Source organism: Bacillus sp. TH50, from assembly GCF_016650565.1.
Taxonomy (GTDB): Bacteria; Bacillota; Bacilli; order Bacillales; family Bacillaceae_G; genus Bacillus_A; species Bacillus_A mycoides.
In genome coordinates, this window is sequence record NZ_JAEKFM010000007.1 from 161,002 (window position 1) to 178,709 (window position 17,708).

General features: G+C 34.9%; 16 protein-coding genes. 9 read left to right on the forward strand and 7 right to left on the reverse strand.

Annotated features, from left to right (window positions below):
- Positions 1 to 128: 128 nt before the first annotated feature.
- Together JFU23_RS17940 and JFU23_RS17945 are read right to left on the reverse strand one after the other, a co-directional pair.
- The gene (locus tag JFU23_RS17940) at positions 129 to 2,795 is read right to left on the reverse strand and encodes a cation-translocating P-type ATPase (RefSeq protein ID WP_201032402.1); all 2,667 of its coding nucleotides are present in this window, start codon (positions 2,793 to 2,795) and stop codon (positions 129 to 131) included.
- 192 nt (positions 2,796 to 2,987) lie between these two features.
- On the reverse strand, positions 2,988 to 3,212 hold the full coding sequence (locus tag JFU23_RS17945; protein ID WP_002010236.1) for a DUF1128 domain-containing protein: 225 nt from the start codon (positions 3,210 to 3,212) through the stop codon (positions 2,988 to 2,990).
- A gap of 175 nt (positions 3,213 to 3,387) precedes the next feature.
- Here JFU23_RS17945 and JFU23_RS17950 point away from each other — a divergent pair, with 175 nt between their 5' ends.
- From JFU23_RS17950 to JFU23_RS17960, 3 genes are read left to right on the forward strand one after another with little or no spacing between them, the layout of a single operon-like run.
- Positions 3,388 to 3,852 (forward strand): low molecular weight protein-tyrosine-phosphatase, encoded by a 465-nt coding sequence (locus JFU23_RS17950; protein ID WP_085308933.1) that lies wholly within the window; start codon positions 3,388 to 3,390, stop codon positions 3,850 to 3,852.
- Between the two features lie 53 nt (positions 3,853 to 3,905).
- Complete coding sequence (locus JFU23_RS17955; protein ID WP_201032403.1) at positions 3,906 to 4,421, forward strand: DUF4075 domain-containing protein; 516 nt, start codon at positions 3,906 to 3,908, stop codon at positions 4,419 to 4,421.
- A 5-nt stretch (positions 4,422 to 4,426) separates the two neighbouring features.
- Positions 4,427 to 5,296, forward strand: coding sequence for a YihY/virulence factor BrkB family protein (locus tag JFU23_RS17960; RefSeq protein ID WP_113770747.1), 870 nt, complete (start codon positions 4,427 to 4,429; stop codon positions 5,294 to 5,296).
- 184 nt (positions 5,297 to 5,480) lie between these two features.
- Here JFU23_RS17960 and JFU23_RS17965 read toward each other — a convergent pair whose 3' ends face one another.
- Positions 5,481 to 7,406, reverse strand: coding sequence for a heavy metal translocating P-type ATPase (locus JFU23_RS17965; RefSeq protein ID WP_201032404.1), 1,926 nt, complete (start codon positions 7,404 to 7,406; stop codon positions 5,481 to 5,483).
- A 426-nt stretch (positions 7,407 to 7,832) separates the two neighbouring features.
- On the opposite strand from JFU23_RS17965, the gene JFU23_RS17970 reads away from it, so the two are divergent.
- From JFU23_RS17970 to lepB, 3 genes are all read left to right on the forward strand, one after another.
- On the forward strand, positions 7,833 to 8,783 hold the full coding sequence (locus JFU23_RS17970) for a DMT family transporter (protein ID WP_085308936.1): 951 nt from the start codon (positions 7,833 to 7,835) through the stop codon (positions 8,781 to 8,783).
- A gap of 123 nt (positions 8,784 to 8,906) precedes the next feature.
- On the forward strand, positions 8,907 to 9,587 hold the full coding sequence (locus JFU23_RS17975; RefSeq protein ID WP_002029577.1) for a lysoplasmalogenase: 681 nt from the start codon (positions 8,907 to 8,909) through the stop codon (positions 9,585 to 9,587).
- Between the two features lie 287 nt (positions 9,588 to 9,874).
- Positions 9,875 to 10,411, forward strand: coding sequence for a signal peptidase I (gene lepB / locus JFU23_RS17980; protein ID WP_137059867.1), 537 nt, complete (start codon positions 9,875 to 9,877; stop codon positions 10,409 to 10,411).
- 43 nt (positions 10,412 to 10,454) lie between these two features.
- Here the strand turns inward: lepB and JFU23_RS17985 are convergent, their stop codons facing one another.
- Positions 10,455 to 13,238 (reverse strand): tetratricopeptide repeat protein, encoded by a 2,784-nt coding sequence (locus JFU23_RS17985; RefSeq protein ID WP_201032405.1) that lies wholly within the window; start codon positions 13,236 to 13,238, stop codon positions 10,455 to 10,457.
- Between the two features lie 476 nt (positions 13,239 to 13,714).
- Between JFU23_RS17985 and JFU23_RS17990 the strand changes: the two genes are divergently transcribed.
- A complete protein-coding gene (locus tag JFU23_RS17990) occupies positions 13,715 to 14,308 on the forward strand; it encodes a DedA family protein (RefSeq protein ID WP_002029574.1) in 594 nt (197 codons plus the stop codon).
- A gap of 14 nt (positions 14,309 to 14,322) precedes the next feature.
- On the opposite strand, the gene JFU23_RS17995 is transcribed toward JFU23_RS17990, so the two are convergent.
- The 3 genes from JFU23_RS17995 to JFU23_RS18005 form a co-directional block, all read right to left on the reverse strand.
- Positions 14,323 to 14,751 (reverse strand): EamA family transporter, encoded by a 429-nt coding sequence (locus JFU23_RS17995; RefSeq protein ID WP_002029573.1) that lies wholly within the window; start codon positions 14,749 to 14,751, stop codon positions 14,323 to 14,325.
- 107 nt (positions 14,752 to 14,858) lie between these two features.
- Positions 14,859 to 15,005, reverse strand: coding sequence for a BH0509 family protein (locus JFU23_RS18000; RefSeq protein WP_000817786.1), 147 nt, complete (start codon positions 15,003 to 15,005; stop codon positions 14,859 to 14,861).
- A gap of 156 nt (positions 15,006 to 15,161) precedes the next feature.
- Positions 15,162 to 15,578, reverse strand: coding sequence for a pyridoxamine 5'-phosphate oxidase family protein (locus JFU23_RS18005; protein WP_201032406.1), 417 nt, complete (start codon positions 15,576 to 15,578; stop codon positions 15,162 to 15,164).
- A 179-nt stretch (positions 15,579 to 15,757) separates the two neighbouring features.
- Between JFU23_RS18005 and cax the strand changes: the two genes are divergently transcribed.
- Together cax and JFU23_RS18015 are read left to right on the forward strand one after the other, a co-directional pair.
- On the forward strand, positions 15,758 to 16,813 hold the full coding sequence (cax, locus tag JFU23_RS18010) for a calcium/proton exchanger (protein ID WP_201032407.1): 1,056 nt from the start codon (positions 15,758 to 15,760) through the stop codon (positions 16,811 to 16,813).
- An 81-nt stretch (positions 16,814 to 16,894) separates the two neighbouring features.
- Complete coding sequence (locus JFU23_RS18015; protein WP_002125017.1) at positions 16,895 to 17,692, forward strand: YfkD famly protein; 798 nt, start codon at positions 16,895 to 16,897, stop codon at positions 17,690 to 17,692.
- Positions 17,693 to 17,708: the final 16 nt, after the last annotated feature.

Below are 17,708 nucleotides of genomic sequence, written 5' to 3' on the forward strand. Positions count from 1 at the left end.
TAATCAGTGGGAGATGTTCATCTCCCGCCTAACTTCTTTGCTCCAGCCGAATTTTGAGGTGGGAGTCTTACTGCACGGCAAATAGCGGGATAAACGAAAAGGCAATGAGGAATATTCCTCATTGCCTTTTATTTTCTCTTAAATAATTTAATAATTTCATTCACAACAAGCGGAATGATACTTAACAAGAGAACAAATCCCCAATCTCGCATTGTTAATGCATGCACACCAAATATATTGGCAAGAGGTGGGATGGAGATAATACACACTTGCATAAGAACACCGATTAGAAGTGAGAAGACTAAATATTTATTTGTAAATATCCCAATTGAAAAAATTGATTTCGTTCTTGAACGTAAGTTAAATGAATGAACGAGTTGAGAAAAACTAAGAACGACAAATGCCATCGTTTGGGCGTGTAATAGAGCGTCTTCATCAATTTGATCTGGGAAGAGAGGAAATAAATTTGTATCTCCTGTATAGAGCTTTGCCCCAACGATAAAGGCTGTTAAAGTAAGAAGTCCAATTACAACCCCATTGAAAATAAGAAAAGGAACGCTGCCGCTAAATAAGCTTTCTTTCGCATGTCGTGGTTTTTCCTTCATCACATCTGGATCTTCAGGATCAACACCGAGTGATAATGCAGGCAGTGTATCTGTAATTAAATTTACCCACAAAATGTGAATAGGGCGTAGTGGTGTTGCCCAGCCGAGTAAAATAGCTAAAAAGAGAGCTATAATTTCGCCGAAGTTACAAGAGAGTAGGAAGAGAATAGACTTTTTAATATTACGATAAATATTTCTTCCTTCTTCAACAGCTTTCACAATAGATGAGAAGTTATCGTCTGTTAAAACTACATCTGCTGCGCCTTTTGCGACATCTGTTCCTGTAATTCCCATTGCTACTCCAACATCTGCTTGTTTTAAAGATGGAGCATCATTTACACCGTCACCAGTCATGGAAACGATATTTCCTTTAGCACGTAATGCTTTTATAATCTTCACTTTATGTTCTGGAGAGACCCTAGCGAATACATTTAAGTGATTAATTTTACTTGCTAGTTCTGTATCTGGAATGTTATCTAATTCAGTTCCAATCATGATTTCAGATATTTCTTCAGCAATGCCAAGTTCTTTGGCAATTGCAAAGGCGGTATCCTTATGATCACCCGTAATCATAACTGTGCGAATACCAGCCTTTTTACATTCTGTAATTGAATCTTTTACTTCTGTACGTGGTGGATCAATCATACCGACAAGACCGATAAAGATGAGATTTTCTTCGAGATGATTTATATCCATATCGTTTAAATCGTATCGTTTATATGCGAATGAAAGTACTCTTAAGGCTTCTTGCGACATTGACCCGGCAGCTTCTAATATTTGATTTTTATCAGAATCTTTTAGGACCTCAAGTTTATTATTTATAAAGATATGGGTACAGTGAGGTAAAAGTTTATCAATAGCACCTTTCGTCATGCTATAGTAGCCTTCATCGTACGTATGTACAGTTGACATCATTTTACGATCAGAATCGAAAGGCAATTCGTTAACACGTTCATGTTTATTTTCTAAATGATCTTTTTGAATGTTAAAAGAGCTTCCGGCAACAAGAAGGGCAATTTCTGTAGGATCCCCTGTTTGTGAGTCGGCACCGTAAGAGGCATCGTTGCATAAAACCATATTTTCTAATAATAGACGGTGTGCATCATTATTTACATTCAAATTTTCTAGCTGGTCGTATGTGCGATCACTATAAAAATGAGTAACGGTCATTTTATTTTGAGTTAATGTACCTGTTTTATCTGAACAAATAATTGTGACAGAACCGAGAGCTTCAACAGCTGGTAGTTTACGAATGATAACGTTTTGTTTAATCATACGCTGAACACCAATTGCAAGAACGATGGAAACGATAGCTGGTAAGCCTTCTGGAATGGCTGCAACAGCTAAACTAATTGCGGTCATAAACATTTCTAACGTATCCCGGCCCTGTAAAAAACCGATGAGAAACATAGTAGTGCAAATAGCTACAGCGACAAATCCTAAATACTTTCCTACTTGTGCTAAGCTTTTTTGAAGTGGTGTCATATCATCGTCTGCTTCATGTAAAAGGGTAGCGATCTTGCCAATTTGTGAGTTCATCCCAGTTTCAACAGCAACACCGACGCCACGTCCGTATGTTACTAACGTCGACATAAAGGCCATGTTTTTTTGATCACCTAATGGTACTTGCTCATCATTTTGCATGGAAGGGTGGTAGACTGCATCTTTATCGACAGGGACAGATTCACCAGTTAGAGCAGATTCTTCAATTTTTAAATTCGCAGTTTCGATAAGTCGTAAATCGCAGGGGATATACCGCCCGGCATCAAGCATGACGATATCACCTGGAACGACGTGCTCAGATGGAATCTCTTTTAGTTCACCATCTCGCTTTACGATAGCTTTAGGTGTTGCCATCTTTTTCAATGCTTCTAAAGCCTGTTCCGCTTTCGATTCTTGGATTACACCGATAACAGCATTTAAAACTACAACGAGCGCGATAATACTTGCATCAGCCCATTCACCTACAAAGGCGGAAATAAGGGACGCGATAATAAGGACATATACGAGGACGTCATTAATTTGGGCGAAAACGCGCTGCCATAAAGTACGTTTTTGTTTGGTAGCTAATTCATTATAACCATACTGCTTTAAACGTTCATTTACGATTTTATCTGTTAAACCGTGTTGTTCATTTGTTTCTAGGTCGATTAATGTTTGATTTTTCGTCTTACTGTACCAATTGCTCATAAGTAAGCACCTCCAGTAAAAACAGTTAGCAATGGTAGTGTGGCAATTTTTTTAGAGTAGTATGTATGGAGAAAAAATCTAAGGTGAGGTTCTACTTTCATTGTACAGTAATTTAGAATGTGAGGAGGAAAAGAGAAGAGTTGTCATGAATTTGTTGAAATTAAAAGAGCCTCGAATACGTGAGGCTCTTTGTTATTTTTTAATTAATGTACCTAATTCCTCAGTAATAGCTTGCATTTCACTAATACTGAATGTTTCACGTTTCATAACGTGCTCATAAATGTCACGTAAGTCCTCGTACATTTCTTCGTTAAAACTAGCAGCTCTCATTGCTCCAGCATTAACCATGCGTAATTTTTCTTTAATAGCTTCTACCATATATTCAACGTTTGCTTCTGATTTTACGGATAAATCCACCGAAGTGTCCCCCTTTAAAATAACATAAGGTTATCTTAACATTTTTTTATCATTTTCGTTAATGAAACTTTTCAATCCTATTAAATTAGTAGGGATTTCCTTTATAATTAATAATTGGTTGTTTATACTATAAGTATATGTTAAGAAATGCACCAAGAAGGGAAGAGACAAAAATATGGTCCGAGTATTGTTTGTTTGTCTTGGGAATATTTGTCGTTCTCCAATGGCAGAAGCAATTTTTCGAGATTTTGTCGTAAAAGAGGGACTCGAAGAGAAAATTGTCATTGATTCTGCAGGAACTGGAGATTGGCATATTGGTCATCCACCACATAAAGGAACAAAAAAAATTTTAAAAGAAAATGAAGTCTCTTTTGAAGGAATTAAAGCACGGCAAGTAGAAAAAGAAGACTTAACAAAGTTTGATTATATTATTGCCATGGATAACAAGAATATAGCAGATTTAAAAAGTTTTGGTAAAACTGGAGGCTATATTGGTAGACTGTCCGATTTTGTTCCAGACGGTGGCTGGACAGACGTTCCTGACCCTTACTTTACAGGGAACTTCCAAGAAGTGTATGACCTTGTAACAGAAGGGTGTGTAAAGCTATTAGCTTTCATTCGAAATGAACAAGGAATATGAGGAAGCTTAGAAAGTAATACTTTCTAATATAAGAAATGAAAGGGTGAAGGAATATGGCAAAGAAAAATAATATTGCTCGAAACATTGCGCTTGGTGTAGCTGCAGGTGTAGCTGTATCTATGTTGAAGAAAGAAAACCGTGAAAAAGTAAAAAACACTGCTGAAAAAGCAAAAACAAAGATGATTGAAATTGGTGAAAATGCGAAGATAAAAGAAAAAGTGCAAACTGTTACAGATAAAGGACGCGAACTTGCTGATTTCAATGTAGTGAAAGCGAAAGTAGCAGAAATTAAAAAATTGACGCCGTCTGTTGTAGAAACGTTAAAAGAAACGAAAGAAATGTTTAGTAAGAAAAAGATTGTGCCAGTAGAAAAGCCGGAAACGATTGAAATTCAAGCTGTATCTCCAAAGGTAGATGAGCTTAAAGCAGAAGAAGAGCCAGTGGTAGCTGAAGATGGTGGTATGAAAGAAGCGCGTGAATTATTTATGAAAGACTCAAATGCAGAGGAAAAAAAAACTGAAGCATACATTGAGCTAAAGCAAAATAAAGAAGAGAAGAAAAGCGTCTAAAAAATATGAGGAAATTTCTAGAAAAAGCAAAAAGAAATCGCACTTTTTCGTTTGGGAAAGATTTATATGACCGGACGATGCGCGATGATGTAGCGGGCTTAGCAGCACAGCTCGCTTATTTCTTCTTGCTTGCGATTTTCCCTGGGCTTGTTTTCTTAATTACGCTTCTTGGCTTTATTGACCTTCAAACAGAAAGTGTGCTCAATTTATTAGAACCGTACGTACCAGAAGATGCGATGAACTTAATTGAAGTAAACGTAGATAAAGTTGTAAACGAACAAAATGGTGGTTTATTATCATTCGGTTTACTATCGATGTTATGGTTTGCTTCAAACGGGGTGAATGCGGTTATGAACGCTTTTAACCGCGCTTATGATGTAACAGAAACCCGTTCCTTTATTAAAACAAGAGCTTTATCTATCGTGTTCACGTTAGCGATAATTTTTATGATTGTGTTTGCACTAATCGTCCCAGTATTTGGACAAGTGATTGGGGCAGCCGTGTTTAAAGCAATTGGTTTATCGGATAGTTTTTCTTATGTTTGGAGTATTACGCGTTTAGTAGCAAGTTTCTTTGTCTTAATCGCTTTGTTTAGCTTTTTATATACATTTGCGCCCGATCGGAAATTAAAGCGAAGAGAAGTCATATCGGGAGCAATATTTGCTACTGTAGGATGGATTGTGGTATCATACTCATTTGCCTATTATGTAGATAAATTTGCAAATTACGCTAATACATATGGTGGTCTCGGTGGTATTATTATTTTAATGTTATGGTTTTACTTAACTGGATGGGTAATTTTACTTGGCGGTGAAATTAATGGTTTACTCCATCATTATAGAACGGGTGACAATAATTCCCGTAATGAAAAATGAGCTCTTGTTCCATAATAAAAGGGAACAGGGGGGATATTTCATGAGTAATAATAAAAAGAATCACAATAATAAAAGCAATAATAAGCAAAAGAGCAGTTCGCATCCAAAGCATAAAACGAGCAGCAGTGCGAACGGTCACAATAGCTACCATTAAAAAAAAGCGGGTCCTTTATCAGGACCCGTTTTAATTATTTCCTTTTAATAATCGTAAACCATTCAAAATGACAAGAATGGTACTTCCTTCATGTCCAATAACACCGAAGGGAAGAGCTAAAAACTGTAAAAAATTTGAACAAATCAGCATTGCAATGACAGCTAAAGAGAAGATAACGTTTTGCTTCACAATACGGTTCATTCGTTTTGATAAACGGATTGCTTGAGAGAGACGAGATAATTCGTTTTTCATAAGAACAACGTCTGCAGTCTCTAATGCCACGTCTGTTCCTTCACCCATTGCAACACCAATACTAGCAGTAGCGAGGGCCGGTGCATCGTTTATACCATCTCCAACCATGGCGACTATGCCGTACTTTTCTTTTAACTGCTTTATCGTTTCAACTTTTGTTTCCGGTAAACATGATGCGTAATATTCTTTTATATTACTTTCATTGGCAATTGCTTTTGCTGTTTCTTCATTATCACCAGTAATCATGATTGCTTCGACACCAATGCTTTGCAAATCACGAATAGCCGCTATCGTTTCTTGGCGCAGGGTATCTTTTAAAGCGATCAGTCCAAGAATACCATCCTCATCACTAATATAAACGACAGTTTTCCCCTCTTTTTCAAGTGAAGCAGAAATGCCATTATGAAATGTCTTTGCTTCTTCTCCAATAAAATCAGCTTTACCAATTTTATAAGATTTGTTTTCTAATATTCCTTTTAATCCAAAACCAGTTACATCTTCAACGTTTTCTGGTTTTTTTATCGTAATGTCGTAAGCATGTTTTGCATATTTAACAATCGCTTCTGCTAAAGGATGTGTAGAGTGACTTTCAATCGCTGCTGTAATAGAAAGTACTTCACTTTCTGCTATGCCTTCTCGAACATATACATCTGTTACAGTAGGTTTTCCTTGTGTTAATGTTCCTGTTTTATCAAAGGCAATCGCCTTTACTGAAGCTAGACGTTCTAAATGAATACCACCTTTAAAGAGAATACCGTTTCTCGCTCCGTTTGAAATTGCTGATAAAGTTGCCGGTGTAATGGCTGCAACTAGCGCACAAGGAGAAGCGACTACAAGTAAAATCATCGCGCGATAAAACGTTTCATTCCAACTCCAATCAAGTAAGAAATGAGGAACAAACATCATAAGCGCAACAACAAGTAGTACACCTTTTACGTATGTTCCTTCAAATTTTTCGATGAATAGTTGTGATGGGGATTTTTCGCTTTGTGCACTTTGAACGAGACGAATAATCTTTTGGAATAATGTTTGATCGCTCGGCTTCGTAATTTTAACTTCAATAGCACCACGTAAATTTACAGTGCCGGCAAATACTTCATCGCCGAATTTTTTCTCATTCGGAATGGGTTCTCCTGTAATAGCAGCTTCATCAATATTTGTTTCACCAGTATGAATTGTGCCATCAGCAGGAACACGCTCACCTGGCTTAATTAAAATAATATCGTTAATTTGTAATTGTTCAACTGGAACACGTTCCGGAGTTCCGTTTGAAATACGTAATGCTTCTTCAGGTTGTAGATCAAGAAGCGCTGAAATTTCTTTTTGGCTTTTACTTAATGTATAAGATTCCATTGCTCCGCTTAATGCAAAGATGAAGATTAAAATAGCACCCTCTGCCCAGTAACCAATAACTGCGGCACCGATAGCTGCAAAAATCATGAGCATTTCAACATTTAGCTCTTTCTCTTCAATTGTGTCTTCAATACCTTCTTTCGCTTTTGCAAATCCTCCAATTACATAAGCAAGGATATATAAAGTAATACCTGCACTTATTGCATCATTTTTTGTGAATAACCAACCAGCTAAAATAAAAATACCAGATGCGATTGCAAATATAAGTTCATAATGTTTCTTTAATGTATCCCATAAAGAGGGATTAGAAATATCTTTTTGTGCTTGTAATGTTTTTACTTCTGCGTTCATTAATACTCGCTCCTTCCGAATTCTTATTGAGAAAAAGAATCAAAATCGAAACCCCTATAAAACGACGAAAGCTGCCATCCATAATGGATAGCAGCATTTCTGTTGAATCTGATTTTAATAGTTATTATGTTGTAATTATTCTATAGTATAGCATATGTTTTTCTTAGATGATATGTTTTTGTTTTAGTATAAAGTGAAACTTTAATTAGTGGGGGTTTTGTTCATCCCACGCTGATTATTAGCCCTCGCCAATCGGGCTTTTACGGGCAGCAGGGCTCCCACCTAACTTCTTTGCCCCAGCCGAATTTGGAGGTGGGAGTTTTACTGCCCGGCGAATAGCGGGATAAACTGAAAACTTGTGTTTTCGCATTTCCTTTGGTATATATGAATATTGTTCATAAAAAGGTCGGAAAGGAAGACATCAAGTTGAAGACAGAGAAATTTTTCACCCATCCGATTGGTGTGTTTATTGCTGCAATAGTAGCAACATTTTTATGGGGAAGCGCATTTCCCTTTATTAAATTAAGCTATGCTGAACTTGGAATTCGGCCACAAGAAGTCGGGGAACAAATATTATTTGCTGGCTATCGCTTTTTCTTATCTGGTGTAATGCTCTTATTATTTTTTAAAGCTTTAGGAAAAGATATGAAGTTCAAAAAAGGAACAGGAAAGCAGTTAGTTCAAATTGGCTTGTTTCAAACTTTTCTTCAATATATATGTTTTTATATTGGAATGAGTTACAGCTCAGGAATTGAAGGAGCGATTATTTCAGGAACATCATCATTCTTTCAAATTTTACTCGCACACTTTTTATATAAAGATGATGCTCTAAATAGGCGAAAAGTAATTGGAGTAGCTATCGGTTTTTGCGGTGTGATTTTAGTGAATGTACCGAGTGATGGAAGTTTATCATTTCATTTTGGAATAGGTAGCTTATTACTTCTTGGGGCAGCCATGATGTATTCGTATGGAAACATATTAGCGAAAGAAGGTAGTAAAACATTAGATATTGGGTATATGACAGCATATCAGATGATTTTCGGATCAATGGGGTTGCTATGTATAGGTGCATTTCAAGTTGGAATGATGCCATTCACATTTAATCTACATGCAATACTTATGCTCATATATTTATCGTTCTTATCAGCAGCCGGATTCTGTATATGGAATACAATTATGAAGTATAACAAAGTAGGGAAAGTCTCGATGTATATGTTCTTTATACCAGTGTTTGGTGTGCTACTATCAAGTCTAATTTTAGGGGAAGCAATCCATTCCTTTGTACTATTTGGTTTAGCATGTGTCGCAGCGGGAATTATTGTAGTAAATCGTAACCCGGTTAAAAAGAAAGTTGAGCAAGAAAAACAAGTAGCATAGAGAACAGAAAAACTATTAAAATGGAAGAACAGTATTGTTCTTCTTTTTTTACATAGAAAAAGGAGAATGTGATATATGTAACGAAAAAAGATAGAATAATGCATTTATTGAGGAGAACATATTATGAATGTACTTTACATTGTGTTAGTCGGGCAAATTATTCTTTTTTTAATGGGAGCAATTTATGCAATAGGACAGACGAAGAGAACGAGAAATAATATGCCGTTACCTTTAGCAGTTCGTCTTATTCTTAGTTTTTCTTTAACAGGAAGTGCAATTTGGATATGGTTACAAGATCCATCGGCTGAGTACAGTACGTGGGTTGCACTCGGTATGACTTTATCAACTGTAGGGGATTTATTTATGGCAGGATTAATTCCAATTGGTCATCGATTAATTGGAGGAATGGTTACTTTCGCTCTTGCACATTGTTTCTATGTGAAAGCATTTTTACAAACAGGTATTTCATGGAATGGTTTTTGGATCGGTTTATTCGTATACGGACTCTTTCTAATTATAGGGTGGTTTTTCTTTATTCGAAATGAAAAACAAGACAAACTTTTTACAATAGGCGCTCTAATTTACGGTTTGTGGGTTGGAGGAATGGCATGTTTTGCATTTGCCTTATATTACGAGAATATAGGAATATGGTGGATACCAGCACTTGGTGGTTTACTGTTTGTGATTTCTGATTTTATTATCGGCGTGACAGATATCGGAGGGCGCAAACTGAAGTATGAACCGCTTTGGATTTGGTTTACATATGTCGCAGCGCAGATGTGTATTGTATATGTAGGATTATAAAAAGATACTCTCAAAAATAGTTGATAGACTATTTTGAGAGTATCTTTTTTATTGCTATGCTATTATATTTGTTTGTTTAATTCGTGCAGTATTTTATACTTTCTAAGCATAAATTTCATAGGAAAAGTCCTGTTTGATAGATGGAAAACATAGTATATAAAAATAGTGAATTTATAGGAATTATTATTTTTATATTTGTAATATTCTAATGTTATAATTCAGAATTTTGTGGAAATTAACTAGTCGGAGTACTTATAATAAAAATAAAAAGATGATGAGATGGTGGAATGATGCAAAAGAAAAAACGTTTGCGTGAATTCTTTGAAATAATTGCAATTGCATGTTTATTAGTGTTTTTGGCAAAAATCTTTTTGTTTTTCCCTACGACTGTAAAAGGAGCATCGATGAGACCGACGTTACAAGATGGAGATAAAGTGATTATTAATAAACTTGCAAAGAGATTTGAAAGTTATGAGAGAGAGGATATTATTGTCGTGAAGACAGATAATTTCTACGTGAAGAGAGTTATTGGATTACCAGGAGATGTAATTGAGATGAAGAATGATCAATTATATGTTAATCATCAAATGAAAAATGAAGAGTATTTAAAGAATAATAAAAAACAGGCAGAAAAATTACTTATCAATTTAACTGAAGATTTTGGACCGATTACAATTCCTAAAAATAAAATTTTTGTGATGGGAGATAATCGTTTAGTTAGTAGGGATAGTAGGAACGGCTTAGGGCTCATTGATAGAACAGAAGTATTAGGAAAGTTCATGGCGATATATTATCCATTTGAACATGTGAAAATTGTAGATTAAAAATAAGAAAAACCAAGCGAATTAGTTGCTTGGTTTTTCTTATTTAAACAGTTGGTGTTTTATTTATTGTTTCTTGTGAAGCAATATGTTCATTATTTTGGTCGATATTTAACATGAATTTTCGTTGTAACAATTGCAACTTAAAGAGTGTTAAAGGATCATGATAAGTTTCTGGGTTTGTTCTTAGCTTTGTTAATGTTTGCTCATCTTCTTGTATTTCAAGTTGGGCCGCTTCTACGGTTTGTTTCAATATGCTAAGAGGGTCTTTAAAGAACATCATGATATCCCGTTCTAGCGCACCTTCAAATACTTCAAATTGAAGGAAGAATTGTTTTGAAATCATCTGAGCAACTTCTGTATAATCTTCTGTTTCAATATATTGTTTATATTTATTTGATAGCATAGATTGATTTTTTTGCATATTACCGAATAATTTCCCTGCACTCTTTAAGAAAAATTGTGTCGGTGTAAAGCGTAATAAAATATTGATGTTAGCTACTGTAATTCTATTCGTCATTCTTGCAACATCTCTATCCCAGTCATCTAGTAATTTGAAATCACAAGGAAGTTTAATACGCTCTTCCTCATAGAGCTTATTAAAGGTATCGCTCATTTCATCTAAATAAGCCTGAGCTTGAATGAATTCATTATGAGCAGTTTCAATCCATGCTTGAATAGATCCAGTAAATTTAGGAAGAAGCACTTGCTGTACATGTTTTTGAATTCTTGCATTCATTGCTACATTTAGTTCTTCATGGACCAGTTTGAAATCACTATCTTCTTGAACGAGGTCAGAGCAACTCTGCAACAATTCAGGAATTTGAGAATGTATATCCTGCGTAATCTCTTCTTTCGTTAAGAGATAAGATTCTGTAATAGAACGAATTTTATCTTTTTGAATGGCAGTAAGATTATTAATAAAACCATCAAGTTTTACTAAAATATGTTTATTCCAGCGAACGGATTTCACTAACGTATTTTCTAATTCCACACGTTCATTTACAAGGTATGCAATTGTTTTTTGGATAAACCATAATAATTTTTCAATGCGTTCTTTTTCCACGTTACGCTGAGTAAGGTTAGAAAGAATAGAGTCTGTTACGTTACCTAGCTGTTCACTACTCTCTTGTGAAGGAGAGTAAGGGAAAAAGTGTGCTTCTGGGAAATGTACGAGTATTTTCTTTTTAATGCTGTTCGTGATATTTTCACTAGTATTCGTATCAATTGTTTGTAAGACGAATTTAATTTGTAAATTTGGTACTTGCTCACGAATATATAATAATGTATCGAGCTCTTCATCATGTAATGGTGAAGCTGAATTTAGGACATAGATGAGACTATCTGCTGCCTGTAAGTATTCAAAGTGAGAGCTGTTTTTGTCAAGTTGTCCATGCACAGTAGGTGTGACAAGGAATGAAAACTTATTTTTTCGTAAAAATCTACTTGGTAATTTAACTTCAATACATTTTCTTTCTAGTTTTGACTGAGAAGGTACCGCTAGTATGTTATGAAGTTCGTCAAAGTTTGGTATATTTCGTATATCTAGTTCTGTAAGCTCAGTTATTTCAGTTTGACTATCATCTTTAAATGTAATTGAAGTTGTTATAGCCTCATTTAATATATTTTCTCCTAGTATAGAGTTAATAAAGGCTGATTTATCATAATCGCTAGCTCCTGCTACTAGAAGTTGTGTAACAGTTAAATCGTATAACTCACGAACAAGTAGTGTGAATTGATGACCTAAATCTACATCATTCTTCTCAGCCCATGCAGCAATCGTTTCAAATAATGCTGATACGTCTGCCATATCAACATTTGCATGAGTTGATGCATTTGAAAGTAAGGCACCTGCGCTTTTTACGAGTAATGATTCTAGAGTTGTCGGTGAAACTTCATTCCATGCTAATACTGCTGCGGAGACAAGTAAAGAATCTTCCGCTCTCATTAAACTAAACCAATTTGTTAATAAATCTGGTACAAGTCCTTGTAATTCGTGTATGAAATGTTGTCCAGTAATCAATTCGAAGTACGTCTCTTGATAGCGAGTAGAAATTTCATTCCAATCGTCATGAGCATCTACTTCAACATGTAAGAATAGGTGATTTATTGTTTGAATCCAAGGTAGATGGAATGATTCATTTTCATAGCTGTTCCAAAGTGAGATAACAAGCTCTTTAAATTGAACTTGATCAATTGTATATAAGGCTTTTAAAGATTCATAGAAATACTCAGGTTTAATTTTTTTAGTAAAGCCTCTGTTCACATAATTGATTAAAGTATCGAACCAGTGTAATGATTTTGTTCGAATTCCTTCTTGAACAGCGAGTTCAATAGCATTATTCCAATCTTCTTGTTTTTCATAGAACGATCGAGCGATTGCAGTAATATTTGGATAGTCTGGTTGAAATGCAACAGCTTCGCTAATCGTCTTAAATGCTAGTCCTAAACGATTTTGCTCTATATAAAGGGAAAGAAGTTGTAGGGAAACTTCCATTGTAAGAGTTGTATCTTCTGTTTGGATAGATGTATAAATTTCTTCTGCTTTTGGCAAGAAATTTAATTCGAAATAAGCATCTGCAATATTCTTCATAGCCCAGAGAGCAAGTTCATTATTTACTTTCTCCCATTTGAATATAGCGGCTTCAAAGTCGTTAGTTTGAAAATAAACTTCACCTTGTGCAAAGCGAATATTAGATATATTGGAGAATTCATTCTTTGATTCATTTATATATGCTTCACCGAGTACTTCCGCTACCGGAATGGAAGAGTCTTCTGTTAAAAATGTTTTATAGTAAATCTTTTGGATAAATTGTTTTTCAATGGTCATGTTCGTTCCCCCTGTATAATTTAGAAAAATGATGTTGTATGTAAAAGGGTGCATGTTACTCTAATAGGTAGAAGTTGCATTATATAGACCAAACTATTTTTTTGCTAGATATATCATTTTTCTTGAGAGTTAAACCGTTGCAAAAAGTAACTTCCCTTTATTGTAACAAAAAAATAAGCCTATGAATTTTTATTTTTTTATCTCGCTATTTATAGGCAGTAAGACTCCTACTCCAAAATTGAGCGAATGCAAGGAAGTTAAGTGGGAGCCCTGCTGCCCGTAAAATCCCGATTGGTTCAGGCTAATAATCAGTGGGGATGGATAAAAAACCACTGATTAAATCTCTATTTAAGGAATGGAATAGAAGTAGAGTTCATTATAAAAACAATGTATAGTGAATATGTATACCATGTTTGTCTTAAAGATAGAATGGGCACAATATGGGATAACGATCGTGTATAGGATGTGTCTTCCGAATGGAACAACATATTGGCGAGTTAATCGCACATTATGGATATTTTGGAATTATTATAGCTTTAGCTGGCGGAATTGTTGGATTACCTATACCGGATGAGTTTTTATTGACTTTTATTGGATATAACATTTCAAAAGGAGTTATGTCAGGAACAGCTGCTTTTTTAAGTGGAATGGCAGGTGCAATGCTTGGCATTACATTAAGTTACATATTAGGTTTAAAACTTGGGCTCCCTGTTTTAAAAAAATATGGTCCGAAAGTTAGAATTAAGGAACATCATATTGAAAAAACACATATTTTATTTGAAAAATACGGTCCATTTCTTTTAATGATTGGCTACTTTATACCGGGAGTACGTCATTTAACAGCATATTTTGCTGGAGTTTCAAATTTAACATTGTGGCGATTTTGTTTGTATGCTTACGGTGGTGCACTAATTTGGATAAGTGTTTTTATTGGCTTAGGTTGGAAACTGGGAGAGAAGTGGCGCTTTGTTGAATATAGTTTACATCATTATGGAATATGGATTTTATTAGTTTCGGCAATTGTAATATTGATTGTGTGGATTTACATAAGGAAAAGAAAAAACCGCTAATAATAGCGGTTTTTTTAGCTGAAAGCGATAAATAATACACCAGCTGTAATAAAGACTACACCAATACCGGTCATAAAGTTTAACTTTTCACCTAATATAATCATCGCGAGAATAATGGAAAATACTACACTTAATTTATCGATAGGTGCTACTTGTGAAACTTTTCCTGTTTTTAACGCAAGAAAATAAAATAGCCATGACGAAGCACCAGCGATTCCACTTAATGTGATAAATAGCAGTGCTTTTTTATTTAGGAGGACATCACCGATATTTTGAAATTTACCTTGTATAATAATAACTCCTACCATAAATAATGCCATAATAATAGAGCGAACCGTTGTTGCGACGTTGGCATCGATTCCATCTAAGCCAATCTTTCCGAAAATAGATACGAGGGCAGCAGCAATTGCTGATAATAGTGCGAATAATAGCCATGAACTCATAGTGAAACTCCTCCAATCTTACATTATTATACATGAAAATCATTCTCATGTATAAAAACGAAATAAACCCCCGCCCTATATTTTTAATAAGGTGGGGGTTTATTATACTACTCTGCTATTTCTTCATATAAAAAGTACGTTACATTATAAATATGCTCTACTTCATCATCCGTCATAAATAATAATTCGTCACGTTCAATCCCTTTTTTCTTTTCAATAAACTCAATCATGTTTTTTCGTTCTTCTCTTTTCATCAATTTTAATTTCTCCCCTCAATCTGTTTTAATACAGTTTATTTAAGTTACTGCTATTATATAACAGAATCTTTAGAAAGTTCCACCTATTTTATTGTTTTTTTCAGAAGAACCTTTCGACAAAACAAGCCCACCTAAGGGGGGCTTGTTTTTATTTTATAGTCGTAAAAACTCGGGCTCGGTCGTACCAGCACTATCGATGTAATAAATTGTATCGGGATTGATTTTTATTAGTACGTAATTAGGGTCTTCCGCACCGAGTAACCAGCGTTTTAAGCTATTAGTCCAAAATTTGTTTTTTAATGTTTGATCTTCTTCGATGGAAGCTATACCTTCAACTTCAATGTAATCCTCATCTAATTTCTTTCCTTCACGTCCAAGTAGTACATGTACATTGGGTTTTTTTTCAATATCTGTTATCTTTTTTGAATTTCGATCTGTTGCAACATATAGTACAAAATCTTCGTGGAAAAACATCATAAAGGCGCTATGTGGCTTATCGTTACGTACAGTAGATAATACACCAGTGCGTTGACCTTGAATAATAGTTGCGATTTTTTCTTTTAAGTGCATATTTTTAGCCTCTTTTCATAATTCATAATTTTTTCTGTCTGGACAAGATAATTTAAATATCTTTCATACTGTTTTCTTCAATCCGATTTTTTAAACGTAATTGTGATGAAATCGGACAAGTTAGGAGATGAATAATAATAATATCGAGGAGAAATACATACGATGGAAGGATGAAAAGCATGTTTAATAAAATATTTCTCATAGTAGCGCTTATAGGTGTACCACTTTCTGTAATCGGAAAAACACTTCATTGGCCACAAACTATTATGTTTGCTGTATACTGCATTACTATTATTGCATTAGCTGGTTTTATGGGGAGGGCGACAGAAAGTTTAGCAATTGTTTCTGGGCCTCGGATAGGTGGTTTATTAAATGCAACTTTCGGTAATGCCGTGGAACTTATCATTTCAATTTTTGCACTCCAGGCAGGATTAACAGAAGTTGTTTTAGCTTCCTTAACTGGTTCTGTACTTGGAAACTTATTACTGGTAGGAGGGTTATCCTTCTTTATAGGTGGCCTTAAGTATAAAAGACAAAGTTTCAATGTTTATGATGCAAGACATAATTCAGCTTTATTAATATTTGCTGTTGTCGTAGCCTTTGTTATTCCAGAGATTTTTTCAATGAAGATGGATGCTGGAAAGACGTATCAATTAAGTATCGGTGTTTCTATTATCATGATCATTATGTATCTTGCTGCATTGCTATTTAAGTTAGTTACGCACCGTGGTGTATATCAACATAAAAGTGATGAAGTAGCGCATGAGGAAGAGCCAGAGTGGTCCAAAGGTAAAGCGATACTCATTTTAGCGATAGCAACACTTGCAGTTGCTTATGTGTCAGAGGCACTCGTACATACTTTTGAAACGGTCGCAAAGTCGTTTGGCTGGTCAGAGTTATTTATAGGGGTTATTATCGTTGCAATTGTTGGTAATGCAGCAGAACATGCATCTGCGATTATTATGGCATATAAAAATAAAGTAAATATCGCAGTAGAAATTGCAGTAGGTTCTACATTACAAATCGCCATGTTTGTTGCTCCTGTGTTAGTACTTCTTTCGATGCTTTTTGCACAAAAGATGCCTCTAGTATTTACAATACCAGAACTTGTTTCTATGATTACAGCTGTTTTCTTAACTATCGCCATTTCAAATGATGGGGATACAAACTGGTTTGAAGGAGGCACTTTATTAGCTGCGTATGTCATTATGGGAATTGGTTTTTATTTATTATGAAAAATAGGGATAACAATGCTTCAGAGGGAAAACACTAAATACAGTAATTTATATACCTTTACATAGGAAGGAGCCAGACAGGTGAAACGAGTATACAGCATATGTCTTTCAACCATGGTCTCGTTTATTTTATTATTTCCTAACAGTAGTTTTGCAAAGACAACGGTAGAAGTAAAAATGCCTTCATCTGTTTTAAATATTTCAAAGGATAATACATTTCCAAATGACGCACAAGATTTACCGCGTTTACAGCCAAGTAAGTTTGCGCAAGAACTATTGAAAACAGCAAATATCAAAATTGAAAACCCAGATTTAATTCGAATGTTTAATGAAACGACAATTTCGAATGCACCGCTTGCAGTAGGGTACCGAGCGAAAATTTATTTAGGGCAATGGGCATTAAATTATGAGTCAATAGACACATCGATTAATTGGGAATATAAGCAAGTAAATCGAAATGTATATGATAATCGCGGAGGGGATCGCTTATACCCACTTCGCTATAAGCAAGAAACCCAAAAGACAATCGAAGGTGATTTAACAGCAGATATGAAAGATACTACAGATGTGAAAAAAATGATGCTTCTAAAAGCGCTTGAAAAAGTACAATTGCCACTTTCATTTAAAACAACCATTGGTTATGGTACCGGACATGAGCGTGTTTATAATATTAGTCCAAGTCAACTTGGATATTTATATGCGTATACACCAGCAGTAAATGAAAAAGGAAAAGTAACATTTGGAGAAGTCTACCTTGTGTTAAAAGGGAATCAAAAAAAGCTTGTCGTGAAAAATATTACATCTCAAGGAATCGGAGCCGCTATTCCAATTCATGATCATTTATTTTTTAAATTTGTTTCTTCATCGCATGCACAATGAAATAAAAAACGTCAGC

Excerpts from the sequence above, each read along its gene's own strand:
- JFU23_RS17940 (WP_201032402.1), bottom strand. The coding sequence starts at position 2,795 with ATGAGCAATTGGTACAGTAAGACGAAAAATCAAACATTAATCGACCTA.
- JFU23_RS17950 (WP_085308933.1), top strand. The coding sequence starts at position 3,388 with ATGGTCCGAGTATTGTTTGTTTGTCTTGGGAATATTTGTCGTTCTCCA.
- JFU23_RS17955 (WP_201032403.1), top strand. The coding sequence starts at position 3,906 with ATGGCAAAGAAAAATAATATTGCTCGAAACATTGCGCTTGGTGTAGCT.
- JFU23_RS17960 (WP_113770747.1), top strand. The coding sequence starts at position 4,427 with ATGAGGAAATTTCTAGAAAAAGCAAAAAGAAATCGCACTTTTTCGTTT.
- JFU23_RS17965 (WP_201032404.1), bottom strand. The coding sequence starts at position 7,406 with ATGAACGCAGAAGTAAAAACATTACAAGCACAAAAAGATATTTCTAAT.
- JFU23_RS17975 (WP_002029577.1), top strand. The coding sequence starts at position 8,907 with ATGAATGTACTTTACATTGTGTTAGTCGGGCAAATTATTCTTTTTTTA.
- lepB (WP_137059867.1), top strand. The coding sequence starts at position 9,875 with ATGATGCAAAAGAAAAAACGTTTGCGTGAATTCTTTGAAATAATTGCA.
- JFU23_RS17985 (WP_201032405.1), bottom strand. The coding sequence starts at position 13,238 with ATGACCATTGAAAAACAATTTATCCAAAAGATTTACTATAAAACATTT.
- JFU23_RS17990 (WP_002029574.1), top strand. The coding sequence starts at position 13,715 with ATGGAACAACATATTGGCGAGTTAATCGCACATTATGGATATTTTGGA.
- JFU23_RS17995 (WP_002029573.1), bottom strand. The coding sequence starts at position 14,751 with ATGAGTTCATGGCTATTATTCGCACTATTATCAGCAATTGCTGCTGCC.
- JFU23_RS18000 (WP_000817786.1), bottom strand. The coding sequence starts at position 15,005 with ATGAAAAGAGAAGAACGAAAAAACATGATTGAGTTTATTGAAAAGAAA.
- JFU23_RS18005 (WP_201032406.1), bottom strand. The coding sequence starts at position 15,578 with ATGCACTTAAAAGAAAAAATCGCAACTATTATTCAAGGTCAACGCACT.
- cax (WP_201032407.1), top strand. The coding sequence starts at position 15,758 with ATGTTTAATAAAATATTTCTCATAGTAGCGCTTATAGGTGTACCACTT.